Here is a 15,652-nt window from a genome sequence, read left to right as displayed (position 1 = left end):
AACTGCCGGACCGGGTAGTCTGCCGGGATGGACTCCTGGCACACTAACCGCCTCAGCGCCCAGCAGGCCAAGCTCGTGGAAACATGGCTCCCGGGGGTCCAGTTGGTGAGTGATCTTTCCTGGGACCTCTCCGATACGGCGGTTCTGGAAGTGGAGAGCGGGCAGCGCAGGCACATCGTCAAGGCCGGCGGTCCCGCGAATCACCACATTGGGCGGGAGATGAGGGCCCACCAATCCTGGGTCCATGTCCTGTCCCTCCAGAACCGCGCACCACGGCTTGTCCACGCGGACGGCCCTGCGAACGTCCTGGTGTCGGAGTATCTGGAAGGCTGCGTGGTAGAAGGCATGGACGCCGAATATGCTGCGGAGACCTACGTTCAAGCCGGAGCCCTCCTGCGCGCTTTTCATGACCAGGACGTGCGCCGTGACGCGGACTATGAGGCAGCGGCCACCGCCAAGGCCCTCGCGTGGCTTGAAGAACCCCACCGCATCAAGGAGTCTGCCGCAGACGGGGCACGGGCCATCCTCAGCGCTTGCTAGCCGGAGCCGGTCGATGTCGTCCCGACCCACGGCGACTGGCAGCCCCGCAACTGGCTGGTCGACGGGAATGAGGTAAGGGTCATCGACTTTGGCAGGTTTGACTTCAGGCCGGCTGCCAGCGATTTCTGTCGTCTTGCCGTACAGCAATGGCGTACGGATCCGCAGCTGGAGACGGCTTTCTTCTCGGGCTACGGCCCAGATCCCCGGGGTAGCCGGCTGTGGAAGGTGATGCAGCTGCGTGAGGCCGTTGCCACGGCTGCCTGGGCATACAAGGTTGGCGATATCGAATTTGAAAGCCAAGGCCACCGGATGCTTCACGACGCCTTACAGGGATTCTGAAGCAATCACCTCTCTCAGATTGTTGAACAATCCGTCTTTTTAGGGCATTCTTGAAGGACACCAATCCGAGACGGAGATCACAATGCCCAGCATCGACCTGAACAGCGACGTCGGCGAGTCCTTTGGGAACTGGTCCTTCGGCGATGACGCCGCCATTTTCGAAAGTGTATCCAGCGCCAACGTCGCCTGCGGCTTCCACGCCGGGGATCCCGTAGGCATTATGGCTACCTGCCAGGCCGCTGTGAAGGCCGGCGTCACCGTTGGCGCCCACCCCGGCTACCGTGACCTGGCCGGCTTCGGCCGCCGCTTCGTGGATATGACGCCGGATGAGCTGACCGCTGACGTGGTCTACCAGATCGGCGCTGTCCAGGCAGTGGCCCTCGCAGCCGGAACGGCCGTCCGCTACGTCAAGCCCCACGGTGCCCTCTACAACACCATCGTGGACCATCCCAAGCAGGCCGGCGCCGTGGTGGCCGCGATCCTGGCCGTGGACCCCACGCTTCCCCTGATGGTGCTCCCCAACTCCGAGATCCAGCGCCAGGCCGAAGCTGCCGGACTCCGCACGGTGGCCGAAGCCTTCGCCGACCGGGCCTACAACCCCGACGGCACCTTGGTCTCCCGGCGCGAACCCGGCGCAGTGCTGCACGAGGTGGGCGACGTCGTCGACCATGTCCTGCGCCTGGCCACCGACGGCGTGGTCCGTGCCATCGACGGATCGCTTGTCCCGGTCAAGGCGGAAAGCATCTGCCTGCACGGTGACACCCCCGGGTCCGTGGCGATGGCCGCTGCCGTCCGCGCCGCACTGGTGGACGCCGGCATCCAGATCCAGAGCTTCGCCTAGCCATGACCACGCAGCAGCACGAGACTCAAGCAGCTCCTGTCCAGCTGACCGGGATCCGACCTGCCGGAGACAGGGCGATCCTGGTTGAACTGCCCACCCTGCATGCCGTCCTCAGCCTCCATGCCCAGCTCATGGCCCATCCGCGCCCGGGCCAGGTGGACGTCATTGCCGCCGCCCGGACAGTCCTCATCACCGCTGATTCGCCGCAAGCGGCGCAGGCCCTCGCAGCGCACGTGCGCACCCTGGACCTCGAGGCCCCCGCGGAGGCCGAGAGCGCACTGGTCACCATTGACGTGGTGTACGACGGCGAGGACCTCGACGAGGTAGCCGCGCTCACCGGACTGGACCGTGCGGGTGTGGTGGCAGCCCACACGGGGCAGCTGTGGACCGCGGCCTTCGCCGGCTTCGCTCCCGGCTTCGCCTACCTCACCGGCGAGAACCACAGCCTGGAGGTTCCCCGCCGACGCTCGCCACGTACCGCCGTCCCCGCCGGCGCCGTTGCCCTGGGTGGAGCTTATTCGGCCGTCTATCCCCGCCAGTCACCGGGCGGCTGGCAACTGATCGGCCGGACTGCTGCAGCCATGTGGGACCTGGGCCGGGAACGTCCCGCCCTGGTCCGGCCCGGGGACACTGTCCGGTTCAAGGCCATCCGTGCCCAGGCGACCCTGACCCACCACCACCAAACCAGTACCGGCGCGGCATTAACCGAAGAACAGGCCACCGAAGGCCTCGCCGTCCGCAAGCCCGGCCTCCAGTCCACTATCCAGGACCTCGGCCGCCCCGGCTACGCGTCCCTTGGTGTCAGCAGCGCCGGCGCCATGGACCGCGGAGCACTACGCCGCGCCAACCGCCTGGTGGGCAACGGCGAAGGCGACGCCGGCATCGAACTCCTCTTCGGCGGACTGGAACTCGTGGCCCTCAGCGACCAGGTCCTTGCCGTCACCGGCGCAGCCGTTCCGCTGGAGATCACGCCACCGGAAGAGCCACGGGATGGCGAAGAACAGCGGACGACGGCGGTACGCCACCCCGCGTGCGACGCCCCGTTCGCCCTCCTGGCAGGGGAGCAACTGACTGTTGGCACTCCCACGGCAGGCCTGCGCTCCTACGTAGGTGTCCGTGGCGGTCTGGGCGGCCCTGTTGCCCTGGGCAGCCGTTCCACGGACACTATGTCCGGCATCGGCCCCGAACCGCTCCAGGCCGGCACCGTCCTGCCCGTCCGGACTCCGGGACGCGGGAGCATCGTGGGCCACCCAGAGATTTCGCCCCTGCCGGACCAGGAAAAAGCCACCGTACTGCGCGTGGTCCCCGGACCCCGGCGGGACTGGTTCAGCGACGAGACTTTGGAAGCGTTCCTTCAGCAGGAGTGGACCGTCACGCCCCAGTCCAACCGGATCGGCCTCAGGCTGAACGGCCAGGCACTTGCCCGCAGCCGGGACGGCGAACTTGCCAGCGAAGGAACCGTCCGCGGTGCCGTGCAGGTACCCCCGGAAGGCCAGCCCGTGCTGTTTCTCTCTGACCACCCGGTGACCGGCGGGTATCCGGTGATTGCCGTCGTCGTCCACGCAGACCTGGACAAAGCCGCCCAACTTCCCCCCGGCACCACCGTGCGGTTCGCCGCCGCCACGGTCCCGGCAGCACAGCCCGAAACACCGAAGGAAAGCCCCCATGCGTAAAGTCCTCATTGCCAACCGTGGCGAGATTGCCGTCCGGATCGCCCGCGCCTGCGACGATGCAGGCCTGGAGAGCGTGGCCGTCTACGCCGATCCCGATGCCGACGCGCTGCACGTCTCCGCCGCCACCGAGGCGTACGCGCTGCCCGGATCCCGACCCCAGGACACCTACCTGGACATCGAAAAGATCCTCGCCATCGCGGTGAAAAGCGGAGCCGATGCCGTCCACCCCGGCTACGGCTTCCTGTCCGAGAACGCAGGCTTCGCCCAGGCGGTCCTCGACGCCGGCCTGACCTGGATTGGCCCGTCCCCGGAGACCATCCGGCTCCTGGGCGACAAAGTCAGCGCCCGCGAGGTGGCCGTGCGCGCCGGCGCCCCGCTGGCCCCGGGCAGCGACGGCCCGGTGGCCAGCGCAGCCGAGGTCCGCGCGTTCGCCGAGCAGGTGGGCCTCCCGGTGGCCATCAAGGCTGCCTTTGGCGGCGGCGGCCGCGGCCTGAAGGTGGTCCGGAACCAGGCCGACATCGAGGAGAGCTTCGACTCTGCCGTCCGCGAATCCCTGGCCGCCTTCGGCCGCAGCGAGTGCTACGTGGAGAAGTTCCTGGACCGGCCCCGCCACGTGGAAGCCCAGGTCATCGCCGACACGCACGGCAACGTGGTGGTGGTGGGTACCCGTGACTGCTCGCTGCAGCGCCGCCACCAGAAACTCGTGGAGGAGGCCCCGGCGCCCTTCCTCACCCCCGACCAGCGGGCGGCCATCCACGCCTCGGCCAAGGCCATCTGCCGCGAGGCCGGCTACGTGGGTGCCGGCACGGTGGAGTACCTGCTGGACGGCAGCGGCTTCCTGAGCTTCCTGGAGGTGAACACCCGCCTGCAGGTGGAGCACCCCATCACCGAGGAGACCTCGGGCGTGGACCTGGTGGCCGCCCAGCTGGCGATCGCCGCGGGGGAGGAGCTGCCCATCCTGACGGATCCGGAGCCGCGCGGCCACGCGTTCGAGTTCCGGATCAACGCCGAGGATCCGGGCCGCGGCTTCCTGCCGTCCCCGGGTGCCGTCACCGAATTCGACGTGCCCACCGGGCCTGGTATTCGCGTGGACACCGGTGTCCGCGCGGGGTCCGTGGTGCCGGGCCAGTACGATTCCCTGCTCGCCAAACTGGTGGTGACCGGCGCGGACCGGCAGCAGGCACTGCGCCGTGCCCGCCGTGCCCTGCGCGAGTTCCGCATCGGTGGCCTGGCCACCGTGCTGCCGTTCCACCGGGCCGTGGTGGACGCACCGGACTTCACCCGCGCCGACGGACTGGACATCTACACCACCTGGATCGAGAGCGAATTCGCCACGGCCCTGGAAGCGGATCCGGCCTTCAGCCCCGCAGCCCCGGAGGAGCCCCGCCGGACCATCGGCATTGAGGTGGACGGCAAGCGGATGGAACTCGGGCTGCCCAAGACGCTGCTGGATTCACTGCTCGACGGCGGCGGCCGGCGGGGTGCGGACGCCCCGAAGCATCAGGCCGAGGAAGAGGCGGAGCAGAACGACGGCGACCTGCTGGCCACCATGGCCGGCACCGTGGTGAAGTGGCTGGCGGAGCCGGGCGCTTCGGTGGAAGAAGGGGAGACGGTCCTGGTGCTCGAAGCCATGAAGATGGAGACCGCCGTCGCCGCCCACCGCACCGGCACGCTGGGGGAGCAGTTCGCGGCGGCGGGGGACGCCGTCGCCCCCGGACAGGTGCTTACCAGCATCGGGTGACACGGACGCCGCCACTGGCCCGGGCCGATATCGTGGTCCCATGACGTTTGACGAGGTGCTGGCCGATCTCCAGGCCCAGGCCAGGACCACAAAGCACGCCGAAACGGGCCTCTGGGTGGCCGCCCAGCTGCGCAGCCGCATCGAAGCCGGCAAGCTGAAGCCCGGCTCCAAGCTCGCGGAGGAAGCCCTCCGCGAGGCCCTGGGCGTCTCCCGCAACACCCTGCGGGAGGCGTTCACCGCGCTCCACGCCGAGCACATCGTCACCCGCATCCCCAACCGCGGCGTGTTCGTCGCCCACCCCACGGCTGATGACATCCGCGAGATCTACCGCGTCCGCCGCTTCCTGGAACCCGCTGCCGTGCTGTGGGCCGGAGAGGCCCCGCTGGAGCCGCTGGAAGCCATCGTCAAAGCTGCCAGGGCCGCCGCCACGGCAGGGGACATTTCCGGCATGGCCGGCGCCAACCAGGACTTCCACCGCGCCCTGGTGAACCGTGCAGGCAGCGAGCGGCTCAACAGCCTCATGGACCAGGTCCTGGCCGAGATGCGCCTGGTGTTCCACTCGATGGCAGCCAACCCCGCGTTCCACCAGCCGTATGTGGAGGACAACGCCAGGATCGTGGAGCTCATGGACGCCGGGGACCGGGCCGCGGCAGCGGACTTCCTCTCCGCCTACCTGGGCCGCGCCGAGGCGCAGCTGCTGGCCGCCGTCGAACGCTGACCGCCGCCCTTCCCGAAAAGGGGTTGCAGGATTGTTGAACAAAACGGTATGCTGTGGATCACACCGTTGTTCTGCAGCCCACTACATCCTGCAGTTCTGACGTACCCGGGGCTCCCGCCCCCCGGCGCCGCCCAACCACATCACACGGGGCACGGACGCGCCGGCCCCCACTTTCGCAGACCCGTCACGGGTCCCCTGGGAAGGGATAATCATGCTTGTACTCATCGGGGTGCTGCTGGTGATCGTTGGCTTCGCCATCCGCCTGAACCCCCTGATTGTCGTCACCGTCGCCGGCATCGTCACCGCACTGCTGGGCGGGATGAACCCCGCCCAGATCCTCGATTCGTTCGGCACCGGCTTCGCCAGCAGCCGCTCGGTCACCATCTTCGTGGCGGTGCTTCCGGTGGTGGGCATCATTGAGTTCTTCGGGCTGCAGGAGCAGGCCAAGACGCTCATTGGCCGGCTCGCCAAGCTGACCGCCGGGCGCGTCCTGATCGGGTACCTGGCCGTCCGCCAGATCACCGCTGCGGTGGGCCTGACCAGCATCGGCGGCCATGCCCAGACCGTCCGCCCGCTGGTGTTCCCAATGGCGGAGGGAGCAGCGCTGCGCCGCTACGGCCACGTGCCGGAAAAGATCAGCGAGAAGATCAAGGGCCACGCCGCCGGCGCCGACAACGTTGGTGTGTTCTTCGGCGAGGACGTGTTCGTGGCGGTCGGCTCCATCCTGCTGATCACCACGTTCGTGGACACCACCTACCACCTGCACCTGGAACCGCTCCAGCTGGCGCTCTGGGCCATCCCCACCGCCATCGCCGCCTTCCTCATCCACGGCTTCAGGCTGCTGCGCCTGGACAAGCAGCTGGACAAGGAATACCGCGAGTTTGAGCTCACCGCCCAGAAGGAAACCGCAGGAGAAGCCAAATGATTAGCGTTGAAGCCGTTTACTGGCTGGTCGGCCTTCTGTTCGTCGCGTGGGCGTCGCTGATTGCCGCCGATACCAACCACCCCCGCCGCTGGGGCAGCTCGGCGTTCTGGGGCCTGCTGGGCCTGTGCTTCTTCTACAGCACCTGGGTCCAGGCCGGAACCGCACCCGCCTGGATCCTGGGCGTCGCCGTCTTGGTCCTGGTGGTACTGGCATCCACCGGCCTGCTGGGCCACGGCAAGCACCGCACCTCCACCGGGCCCGAGCGCGAGGCCTACGCCAAACGCTTCGGCAACAAGCTCTTTATCCCCGCCCTGACGCTTCCCTTGGTCACCGTGATCCTGGTGCTGGCAGCTCCTGTGTTGGTGATCGGCGGCACCCCGCTGCTGGACCCCAAGAACACCACACTGGTGGCCCTGGCCATCGGCGCCGTGGCCGCCGTCGTCGTCGCCCTCCTGATCCTCAAGCCCAAGAACCCGGCCACACCCATTTTCGAAAGCCGCCGCATCCTCGAATCCATCGGCTGGGCCGCGCTGCTGCCGCAGATGCTCACCACGCTGGGCATCCTCTTCACCAAGGCCGGCGTGGGAACCGCCGTGGGCACCCTGGCCTCCGGGCTGCTGCCCAAGGGCTCGCTGATCGCAGGCGTGCTGGTCTACTGCATCGGCATGTTCCTCTTCACCGTGCTCATGGGCAACGGCTTCGCCGCCTTCCCCATCATGACCGCCGCCATCGGCTGGCCCGTGCTGGTGCAGACCTTCCACGGCGACCCCGCCATCATCTTCGCGATCGGCATGCTCGCCGGATTCTGCGGCACCCTCTGCACGCCCATGGCAGCCAACTTCAACCTGGTGCCGTCCGCGCTGCTGGAGATGAAGAACAAGTACGGCGTCATCACGGCGCAGGTAGGCACGGCCATCCCGCTGCTGGCTGTGAACATCGCGCTGATGTACTTCCTGGCCTTCCACTAGCACTGACTCTCTGACCCGGCTTCAAAGGAGCATGATGGACAACGATCTTCGCCTACAGGCGGCCCCGGACTACGCCGCCGTGGTGCTGGGCAACCTCGCCGAGCCCTACCCGCACTCGGCCCACCACACCCAGGCGTCCGCCGACGACCGGCCCACTCCCGAGCAGGTCCATCCCGCGTTCTACACCTCCTTCGACTGGCACTCCTGCGTGCACATGCACTGGCTGGGGGCCAGCCTGCTGGGCGGCACTCCCGGGTCACCTCTTGGCGGGGCTGCTCGTGAGGGAGCGTCCGACGGCGCCGCGGCGGCCTGGGTGGACAGCTCCACGGAGGCGTCGCTCCGGGCAGCGCTGGGCTCCAACCTGACGCAGGCCAAGCTGGCGGTGGAACGGGACTACCTGGTGGCCAACCCGTCCTGGGAGCGTCCCTACGGGTGGGCCTGGCTGATGCGGTTGGCCGCGACATGCTCCGCCTCCTCCGACCCGCGGCTGTGCGGATGGGGCGCGGCGCTGGAGCCGCTGGTGGATGCGGTGGCGGAGCTCAGCGTGGCGTGGATGGCCAAGGCCCAATACCCGGTCCGGCACGGGCTGCACACCAACGCCGCGTTCGGTGTCGGCTACATGCTGGATGCCTTCCGGTCGCTGGGCCGGGCTGATGCTGCCGCGGCGTGCGAGGAAGCGGCCCGCACCTGGTTCGGGAACGACCGTGGCTGGCCGGGCGACTGGGAGCTCAGCGGCCAGGACTTCCTCTCCGCCGGGCTGAGCGAGGCGGACCTGATGCGCCGTGTCCTGTCCGCCGACGAGTTCTCCGCCTGGTTCGCGGCGTTCCTCCCAGGCCTCTCCGCTGAGTCGCGGATCCTGCAGCCTGTCAGCGTCACGGACGAGACCGACGGCTACCTGGTGCACCTCCACGGGCTCAACCTGACCCGCGCCGGGCAGGTGGCCCGGATCATCGCCACGCTCCGGGAATCCTCCACGTCCGGGGCGTGCGCCTCGGCAGCTGTGCTCAACGAGGCCCTGGACCCGCTGTTGAAGGCCGGCCTCCGCGGAATGGAGAGCGGCGACTTCATGTCCACGCACTGGCTGGCCAGCTTCGCCTGGGATGCGCTGGGCTCCGTGGCGGCGCTGGACTGACCATCCAGCAGGTGACGGGATGAACCAGTCACACTCGGTGTGAAGGGACGCGGCGGTGCCCATATGGGCGCCGCCGCGTTAGTCTTTTCCCACCACGCCCAGTGCGTGACCTGGGAGCAGCGGGCAGGGTCGTAATGAGCTGACCGTCCGCCCGCGAGCCCAGAGGAATTCCATGCGCCAGCACGCCAGCACCTGCACGCCAGACCCTGCAACGGCAGGGCAAACCGCCCTCAAGCCCAGGAGGAAGCGGACCAGGCATCCCCGGATCGCCGTGGGGGACAGGGTCCACTTCGCCGAGGGAACCGTCTCCGGCACCGGGGTGGTGGATGCCGTGACCTCCGACTACTCCGTTATCTGGGTATGGACGGACGAAGGCCAGGGCCGGCGGATGTTCCTGCAGGGGTACGGAAGCATCGTCACCGCAGTGGAAGCCTAATTCAGCTGTTCGGAGCGCGCGGCGCGCCGCGCGTCCGCTTGGAGGATGCCGTCCCGGACCCCCGCGCGGATCACGCCGTACAGGATGTAGAAGAAGACGGCTCCCACGAGGACAAACAGGACCAGCCCGGTAAGGTCACCCATCAGTGCGCTCCTCCTCCGGCCAGTACGGCTGAACGGACGCCGCCGCCTGACGCAAGGCCCCGCCGTCGAGCATCAAGGACGTTTCCGCCAGGCCGAAGTCGGTCCATTGGGCTACCATCCGGAGATCCCCGGCAGGCGGCAGCGGCCACAGCCAGAGGGTGCCGCTGCCGGAGAACTCCGCATCGCCCCCGCCGCCACCGCCGCCGTTCAGGGCGAGGACCGGAGGCTCCGGGTTGGTGCCCGGTTCCATCAGCCCGGAGGGAATTTGGCTGCCGGTGCTCGCTTTTGAACCGTCAGGGAATTCGACGCCGAACATCAGCCCGGTCTGCCGTTCGCTGCGCCCCCGAAAGCCCCTGCCGGGCTGGAAGAACAGCGGCTGCAAATCGTCCCAGTCCCTATCGGATTGATCGGTCCGGCGGAAGAGCCAGGACAGACTGAACAGGCACCCGGTAGAGAAGACTTCGGCGCCTTTGACCGCCACCACCATTCCCGGTGTCCGGCTCACGAACCTGCCCAGATGGACAACGGCAGGCAGTTCGTAGGCGGGTGCAGCCACCCACGGCGGCGGGACGTACCTCGTGGTCCGCGGCCGGGGCGGCAGGGGAGGGACGGGAAAGTCCTGGAAGAAGGTCATGATGGTCCTTGGGTCCGCTGGCGGCGACCGACCAGCGGAACAAGCGGCTGCGCCGTCCTGGATCCCCCAATCCGTCCTTGCCCGGCCAGTCTAGCGGGGTTGCGTCAGGGCCGGGTGGCCTCCTCGAGGATTTCCAGCAGGTGGCGGTAGGAGTGGCCGGTCGCCTTGGACATCCCCAGCTCGCAGGTGCGGTTGGTGGAGGCATAGGCATCGAACTCCCGCTCGTTGATCTCGCCGGCCTGCCGGTTGGTGGCGGAGTCGGTGAGTTCAGGGTGGAGCAGGCCCCGGTCGCCGGCGAACGCGCAGCACCCCCAGTTGAGCGGCACGAACACGTCATCCGTGACGGCCCCGGCGATGTCGAGCAGCGCGGGGTTGGTTCCCAGCTGGGTGGATGAGCACGTGGGGTGCAGGGCCATGGAACCCAGGGGAGCGGTCACCGTGAGCTGGCCCAGGACGTGCTGGTGGACGAACTCCACCGAGTCAACGAAGCGCAGTCCGGCATACCGTTCCCCGTCCGCGCCGGCAAGACGCTTCATGGTCTCCAGGCCTTCCGTGCAGGAAGCGGCATCGCACACCACGGGCAGCCTGCCGCGGCCGCTGGCCTCGTACAGCTGGTCCAGGACCTTCGCGGTCATGGCGTCGTAGCCCTGGGAGAAGCCCTTGGATTTCCACGGGGTGCCGCAGCACAGGCTCTCGATGCCTTCGGGGACGGTTATGCCCACTCCGGCACGTTCGCAGAGGTCCAGGAATGCCTGGGCCGAGCCCTTTCCCTTGCCTTCCGGGCCCTCCGCGGGGCCGAACATGGTGCCGATGCAGGCCGGGAAGAACACCGCCACGCTGCCTGGGTCCCGGCGTTCCCGGCGCCTGGAACCGCCGCCTGGCAGCACGTCGGCGTAGGCGGGCACCGCCTCCGGTCCCAGCAGCGCACGGCCGACGGCGGTGGCGGCCTTTGGCAGCGGCGCCGGCATGGCCTTGGCTACAGTTAGGGCCAGGCCGCCGCCGGCGGTCACGGCGCCCCAGTTTTCGGCGGCCTTGTTCCAGCCTGCCGCGGCGACGGTGTTGGCATTTTCCTTGCGCAGCCGCCGGACCAGGTCCCCGGTGTTGATCAGCACCGGGCAGGCGGTGACGCACATGCCGTCCGCAGCGCAGGTCTGCACGCCGTCGTAGTCATAGTCCTTGCGCAGTCTGGCGGCGAGGGCGTGGTCGCCGCGTTGCTCAGCGGCAGCAATGTCGCGCCGAAGCACGATGCGTTGACGCGGAGTAAGCGTGATGTCCTTGCTGGGGCACACCGGTTCGCAGTACCCGCACTCGACGCACCGGTCCACTTCCTCCTCGACGGTGGGAGCCACCTTGAGGTTTTCGATGTAGGAGAGGGGTTCGTCGGCGAGCAGCACGCCCGGGTTCAGGAGGTTGGCCGGGTCGATCAGCCGCTTGATTTCCTGCATAACCCCATAGAGCTCGTCGCCGTACTGGCGGCGGACGAAAGGCGCCATGATCCGGCCCGTCCCATGCTCGGCCTTGAGTGAACCGCCCGCGCCGAGGACCAGGTCCACCATCTCGTCGGTGAAGGCCTGGTAGCGCAGCAGTTGGTCCGGATCGTCGAAGCGCTCGTTGAGCATGAAGTGGACGTTTCCGTCTTTGGCGTGCCCGAAGATCACCGATTCCTTGTAATGGTGCTCGTGGAAGAGCCGTGTCAGTTCGCCGCAGGTGCCGGCAAGGGCGGGAACCGGGACAACGATGTCCTCCAGCAGTGCGTTGGTTCCGGAGGGGCGGGCGCCTGCCACGGCCGTGTACAGGCCCTTGCGGACGTGCCACAGGGCAGCCCGGTCTTTCGGGTCCGAGGTCAGCGCGAAGGGTGTTGCAAGGTCCAGCGAGTCGAACAGCTGCTGCGAGCCTGCCCGCTTGCCGGACAGTTCGGCGGCGTCCGAGCCCTGGTGTTCCACCAGCAGCGCGGCGTGTCCTTGGACCGGCAGGGTACGGATCGCGGCGGGGGCGTCGGCGGCGGCCTGGGCCACCTTCAACGCTGCCGCGTCCATGAGTTCGATGGTGGCAAGGCCGGTGGACACCAGGTCCGGCAGGGCTCCCATTGCCACGTCGAGGGTGTTGAAGACCAGCAGCCCGGTGGCGGCGGCGGGTTTGACCTCGACGGTCCGGAAGACAGCCTCCGCGACGAAGCCCAGGGTTCCCTCGCTGCCGATCATCAGGTGCATCAGGATGTCCACGGGGCGTTCGTAATCCAGGAAGGAGTTCACGCCGTAGCCCATGGTGTTCTTCATCGAGAACAGTGAACGGATGATGCGGACGGACTGGTCGTTTCCCACCACCCGCCGGCGCAGCTTCAGGAGCCCCTCGTGGAGTTCCGGTTCCAGCTCGCGCAGCCGCCGGTCGGCGTCCGCATCAGCGGTGTCGATGACCGTGCCCGAGGGCAGCACCAGCACCATTGATTCCAGCGTCCGGTAGGTGTTGAGCTCAGTGCCGCACGCCATTCCTGAGGAGTTGTTGGCGATGACACCGCCCACGGTGCAGGCGATTTCGCTGGCGGGATCCGGGCCGAGCTTGCGTCCAAAGGGGGCAAGCCTGGCGTTGACGCTGCGCACCGTGGCGCCGGGCTGGACACGGACCCGGGCGCCGCCGTCGAGCACCTCAACACCGCGGAAATGCTGGCGGGTGTTGATCAGCAGGCTGTCACTCAGGGCCTGACCGGACAGGCTCGTGCCACCGGAACGAAAGGTGGCGGGAAGCCCAAGCTCCCGGCTGCGCCGGAGCAGGGCGCCAACGTCGGCGGCATTGCGTGGGGTGGCCACCCCTTGCGGGACCAGGAGGTAGTGCGAGGCGTCATGTGCCATGGCATGGCGGTCCAGGTCCCGCGTGCTGACGGTATCCGGATCCAGCAGGTGGACGGGGGATTCGGCTCCTGCGGCTGTGGTTCTCATGCGTGGCTCCAAGAAATCAGGTAATGGGGTGGGGCGGGGTGGCGTCCCCGGCGCGCTGGTAGAACCATTCGATGTGTTCGCGCAGCAGGCGTGCGGCGAGTTCGCCGTCACGGGACTGGACGGCATCAAAGATTCCGTGGTGTTGGGTGCGCAGGGCTGCCAGGACCGCCGGCCAGTCCTCCATCGCGTCCATGGCTCCCTTGACGTAGCCCACGATCGAGCCGCTGAGGGACTCCATGATGGTGGCCATGACTTCGTTGCCTGCAAGCGAACTCAGCGCCACATGGAACCTGGCGTCCAGCTCGTGGAAGGTTGCCCGGTCCAGCTCGGGCTGGTCCATAGCCTCCAGCAGTTGGGCCGCCTGTTTCCGCTCCGCGTCGCCACCTTCGCGCGCGGCACCGGCCCGGGCAGTCCACGTCTCCAGGAGGATACGGGTTTGGACGATGTCCTGGACCGGCAGCCGGTTGCTGGCAACATGCAGCCGGAGGGCGGAGGAGAGTCCGGCGGACGGATCGGAGACCACAATGGCACCGGAGGTGGGACCGGAGCCTACCGAGCTGCGGACCACGCCCATGGCGTCGAGGATACGGATGGCCTCGCGTACGGACGCCCTGGATATTCCATAGTTTTCCGACAGGGTCCGTTCGCCCGGGAGCCGGTCTCCGACCTTGATTGTGCCGGCCCGCAGGTCCGCTTCAATGTCTTTCAGGAGCGCATCGTGGGTTCGACGTCGGGGGGCTGCTCCGGCTGCGGCGGGTGTCACGGGCGATCCTCTGGAGTGGGGGAGTGCGGGCCGGGAGGGCCCGCACCCCGGTTGTGCGCGGGTGGAGGGCTACGGGAGCATCCAGCCCAGGACTGGGGTGGATTGCAGGTAGACGATGGTGCACAGCACCAGAAGCAACCCCACGCTCCATCCGACTACCTTACGCAGAAGGACCGACTCCTGGCCGTCAAGGTTCACGGCAGTGGCGGCAATGGCGAGGTTCTGCGGGCTGATGAGCTTGCCCACCACACCGCCCGCCGTATTGCCGGCCACGAGCAGGTTCGGGTCGATGCCTGCATTCAGGCCGGCGGTCTGCTGCAGCTTGGCAAACAGTGCGTTCGCGGAGGTGTCCGAACCTGTCACGGCCGTGCCCAACCAGCCGAGCACCGGGGAGAGGAACGCGAAGAAGCTTCCGGTGCCGGCCAGCCAGACGCCGATCGAGACCGTCTGGCCCGAGTTGTTCATGACGTAGGCGAGGGCGAGCACCGTGATGATGGTCAGGCCGGCCCAGCGCATCTTGAAGATGGTCCGTCCGATTTCGGCCACGGCGTTGCCTACTGTCATGTGGAAGCGGCCGCCGTCATCGAAGCGGGCGTAGACGGCCGCGACGATCAACCCCGTGATCAGCAGGAGCGTGCCCGGGCTGGACAGCCACTGGAAGACGTAGACGGTGGAGGACAGCGGCTTGCCGTCGGCGCCCACCAGGGCGTCGTGCAGGACAGGCCATGGAACCTTGACATCGGTGGCGGCGAGGGCGGCCGGAAGGTCGACGCCGAGCTTCCACAGTTTGGCGATGCCGAACACCACAATGACCAGGAAGTAGGGAAACAGTGCCAGCCACGTGCGTGCCGGGGTGAGGCTTTCGCCGTCGGCCGCCTCTACGGTGGCGACACTGCCGGACCGGGCGCTTCGCGGACCCTGGCCTGCCGGTGTGGTGCCGGCCGCAGCGGCCTCCGCGGCGACGCCCAGCCGGTCACGCGCTGCTGTGGTGCCCCGGGGCTTCCAGAAGCGGAAGAACAGCACAGCAGCGCCCAGGCCCACCAGCGAAGCCATGATGTCGGTGAGTTCGTAGGAGAAGAAGTTCGAGCAGAGGAACTGCGCTGCGGCGAAGGAGAATCCGATGACCAGCGCGGCCGGCCAGCAGTCCTTCAAACCCTTGCGTCCGTCCAGGATGAAGAGCAGGATCAGCGGAACGAAGGTTGCCAGCAACGGCGCCTGGCGGCCCACCATGGCACCAATGTCCGTGGCGTGCAGGCCGGTGAGTCCGGCAGCAGTGGTGATCGGGATGGCCATGGCACCAAAGGCGACCGGGGCGGTGTTTGCCACCAGCACGGCAGCAGCGGCCCGGAGCGGGGGCAGTCCCAGGGCAAGCAGCATGGTGGCGGTGATGGCCACGGGCGCACCAAAGCCGGCAAGGGCCTCGAGCAGGCCGCCGAAGCAGAACGCGATCAGGACGCCCTGCAGCCGGACGTCGCCGCCGCCAATGACATCGAACACCCGCCGGAGGTCTTCAAATCGGCCGCTAAGTACCGTGACCTGGTAGAGCCAGACGGCCATGACCACGATCCACAGCACAGGGAAGGCGCCGAAGACTCCGCCCTGGGTGGCGGACAGAAGCGCCAGTCCGGCGGGCATCTTGAAAGCCAGGATGCCTACCGCCAGGGCCACCAGCAGGGCGAAGGCCCCGGCCACGTGGGCTTTGGTCCTGACGACGGCGAGAAGGACAAAGAAGGTCAGCAGCGGCAGCAGGCCGACGATGGCCGACCAGGCAACGCTGTTCAGCACCGGGTCTGTGCTGGGGGTGAAGTGGTCCACGAAGTTCCTCCACGATGAGGGCGATGGGGATGGCTTTGGTCAGACCACAAT

Annotated in this window: 15 protein-coding genes; 10 read left to right on the top strand and 5 right to left on the bottom strand. The window is 68.0% G+C overall.

The features are described from left to right. Positions 1-27: 27 nt before the first annotated feature. The 10 genes from HNO81_RS20210 (at position 28) to HNO81_RS17015 (ending at position 9,313) form a co-directional block, all read left to right on the top strand. On the top strand, positions 28-540 hold the full coding sequence (locus tag HNO81_RS20210; protein WP_254703542.1) for a hypothetical protein: 513 nt from the start codon (positions 28-30) through the stop codon (positions 538-540). A gap of 54 nt (positions 541-594) precedes the next feature. Beyond that, complete coding sequence (locus HNO81_RS20205) at positions 595-879, top strand: hypothetical protein (RefSeq protein ID WP_254703545.1); 285 nt, start codon at positions 595-597, stop codon at positions 877-879. A gap of 82 nt (positions 880-961) precedes the next feature. Beyond that, a complete protein-coding gene (locus HNO81_RS17050; RefSeq protein WP_175319290.1) occupies positions 962-1,720 on the top strand; it encodes a LamB/YcsF family protein in 759 nt (252 codons plus the stop codon). Positions 1,721-1,722: 2 nt separating this feature from the next. Next, positions 1,723-3,393, top strand: a complete 1,671-nt coding sequence (locus HNO81_RS17045) for a 5-oxoprolinase/urea amidolyase family protein (RefSeq protein WP_175319289.1) — start codon at positions 1,723-1,725, stop codon at positions 3,391-3,393. Then, positions 3,386-5,134: a biotin carboxylase N-terminal domain-containing protein gene (locus HNO81_RS17040; protein ID WP_175319288.1), complete on the top strand. Its 1,749-nt coding sequence runs from the start codon at positions 3,386-3,388 to the stop codon at positions 5,132-5,134. Before HNO81_RS17045 ends, HNO81_RS17040 begins: the two co-directional genes overlap by 8 nt. Positions 5,135-5,174: 40 nt before the next feature. After that, a complete protein-coding gene (locus HNO81_RS17035) occupies positions 5,175-5,852 on the top strand; it encodes a GntR family transcriptional regulator (protein WP_175319287.1) in 678 nt (225 codons plus the stop codon). A gap of 211 nt (positions 5,853-6,063) precedes the next feature. After that, positions 6,064-6,777, top strand: coding sequence for a DUF969 domain-containing protein (locus tag HNO81_RS17030; RefSeq protein WP_175319286.1), 714 nt, complete (start codon positions 6,064-6,066; stop codon positions 6,775-6,777). Continuing rightward, complete coding sequence (locus HNO81_RS17025) at positions 6,774-7,745, top strand: DUF979 domain-containing protein (RefSeq protein WP_175319285.1); 972 nt, start codon at positions 6,774-6,776, stop codon at positions 7,743-7,745. The genes HNO81_RS17030 and HNO81_RS17025 overlap by 4 nt, the downstream gene beginning before the upstream one ends. Positions 7,746-7,779: 34 nt before the next feature. Then, the gene (locus HNO81_RS17020) at positions 7,780-8,877 is read left to right on the top strand and encodes a DUF2891 family protein (RefSeq protein WP_175319284.1); all 1,098 of its coding nucleotides are present in this window, start codon (positions 7,780-7,782) and stop codon (positions 8,875-8,877) included. Between the two features lie 172 nt (positions 8,878-9,049). Then, positions 9,050-9,313 (top strand): hypothetical protein, encoded by a 264-nt coding sequence (locus HNO81_RS17015; RefSeq protein ID WP_141157914.1) that lies wholly within the window; start codon positions 9,050-9,052, stop codon positions 9,311-9,313. On the opposite strand, the gene HNO81_RS17010 is transcribed toward HNO81_RS17015, so the two are convergent. The 5 genes from HNO81_RS17010 to HNO81_RS16990 form a co-directional block, all read right to left on the bottom strand. After that, positions 9,310-9,456: a hypothetical protein gene (locus HNO81_RS17010; protein ID WP_175319283.1), complete on the bottom strand. Its 147-nt coding sequence runs from the start codon at positions 9,454-9,456 to the stop codon at positions 9,310-9,312. The genes HNO81_RS17015 and HNO81_RS17010 overlap by 4 nt on opposite strands. After that, positions 9,449-10,090 (bottom strand): hypothetical protein, encoded by a 642-nt coding sequence (locus HNO81_RS17005; protein WP_175319282.1) that lies wholly within the window; start codon positions 10,088-10,090, stop codon positions 9,449-9,451. The genes HNO81_RS17010 and HNO81_RS17005 overlap by 8 nt, the downstream gene beginning before the upstream one ends. 104 nt (positions 10,091-10,194) lie before the next feature. Continuing rightward, complete coding sequence (locus HNO81_RS17000) at positions 10,195-13,023, bottom strand: FAD-binding and (Fe-S)-binding domain-containing protein (protein WP_175319281.1); 2,829 nt, start codon at positions 13,021-13,023, stop codon at positions 10,195-10,197. Positions 13,024-13,039: 16 nt separating this feature from the next. Continuing rightward, on the bottom strand, positions 13,040-13,786 hold the full coding sequence (locus tag HNO81_RS16995) for an FCD domain-containing protein (protein ID WP_175319280.1): 747 nt from the start codon (positions 13,784-13,786) through the stop codon (positions 13,040-13,042). Between the two features lie 69 nt (positions 13,787-13,855). After that, on the bottom strand, positions 13,856-15,601 hold the full coding sequence (locus HNO81_RS16990) for an L-lactate permease (protein WP_141157911.1): 1,746 nt from the start codon (positions 15,599-15,601) through the stop codon (positions 13,856-13,858). Positions 15,602-15,652: the final 51 nt, after the last annotated feature.

Origin of the sequence: Pseudarthrobacter sp. C4D7 (genome assembly GCF_013359725.1) — a bacterium.
GTDB lineage: Bacteria > Actinomycetota > Actinomycetes > Actinomycetales > Micrococcaceae > Arthrobacter.
The sequence above is the reverse complement of the archived record's forward strand: the minus strand, read 5'-3'. Positions and strand labels throughout refer to the sequence as shown.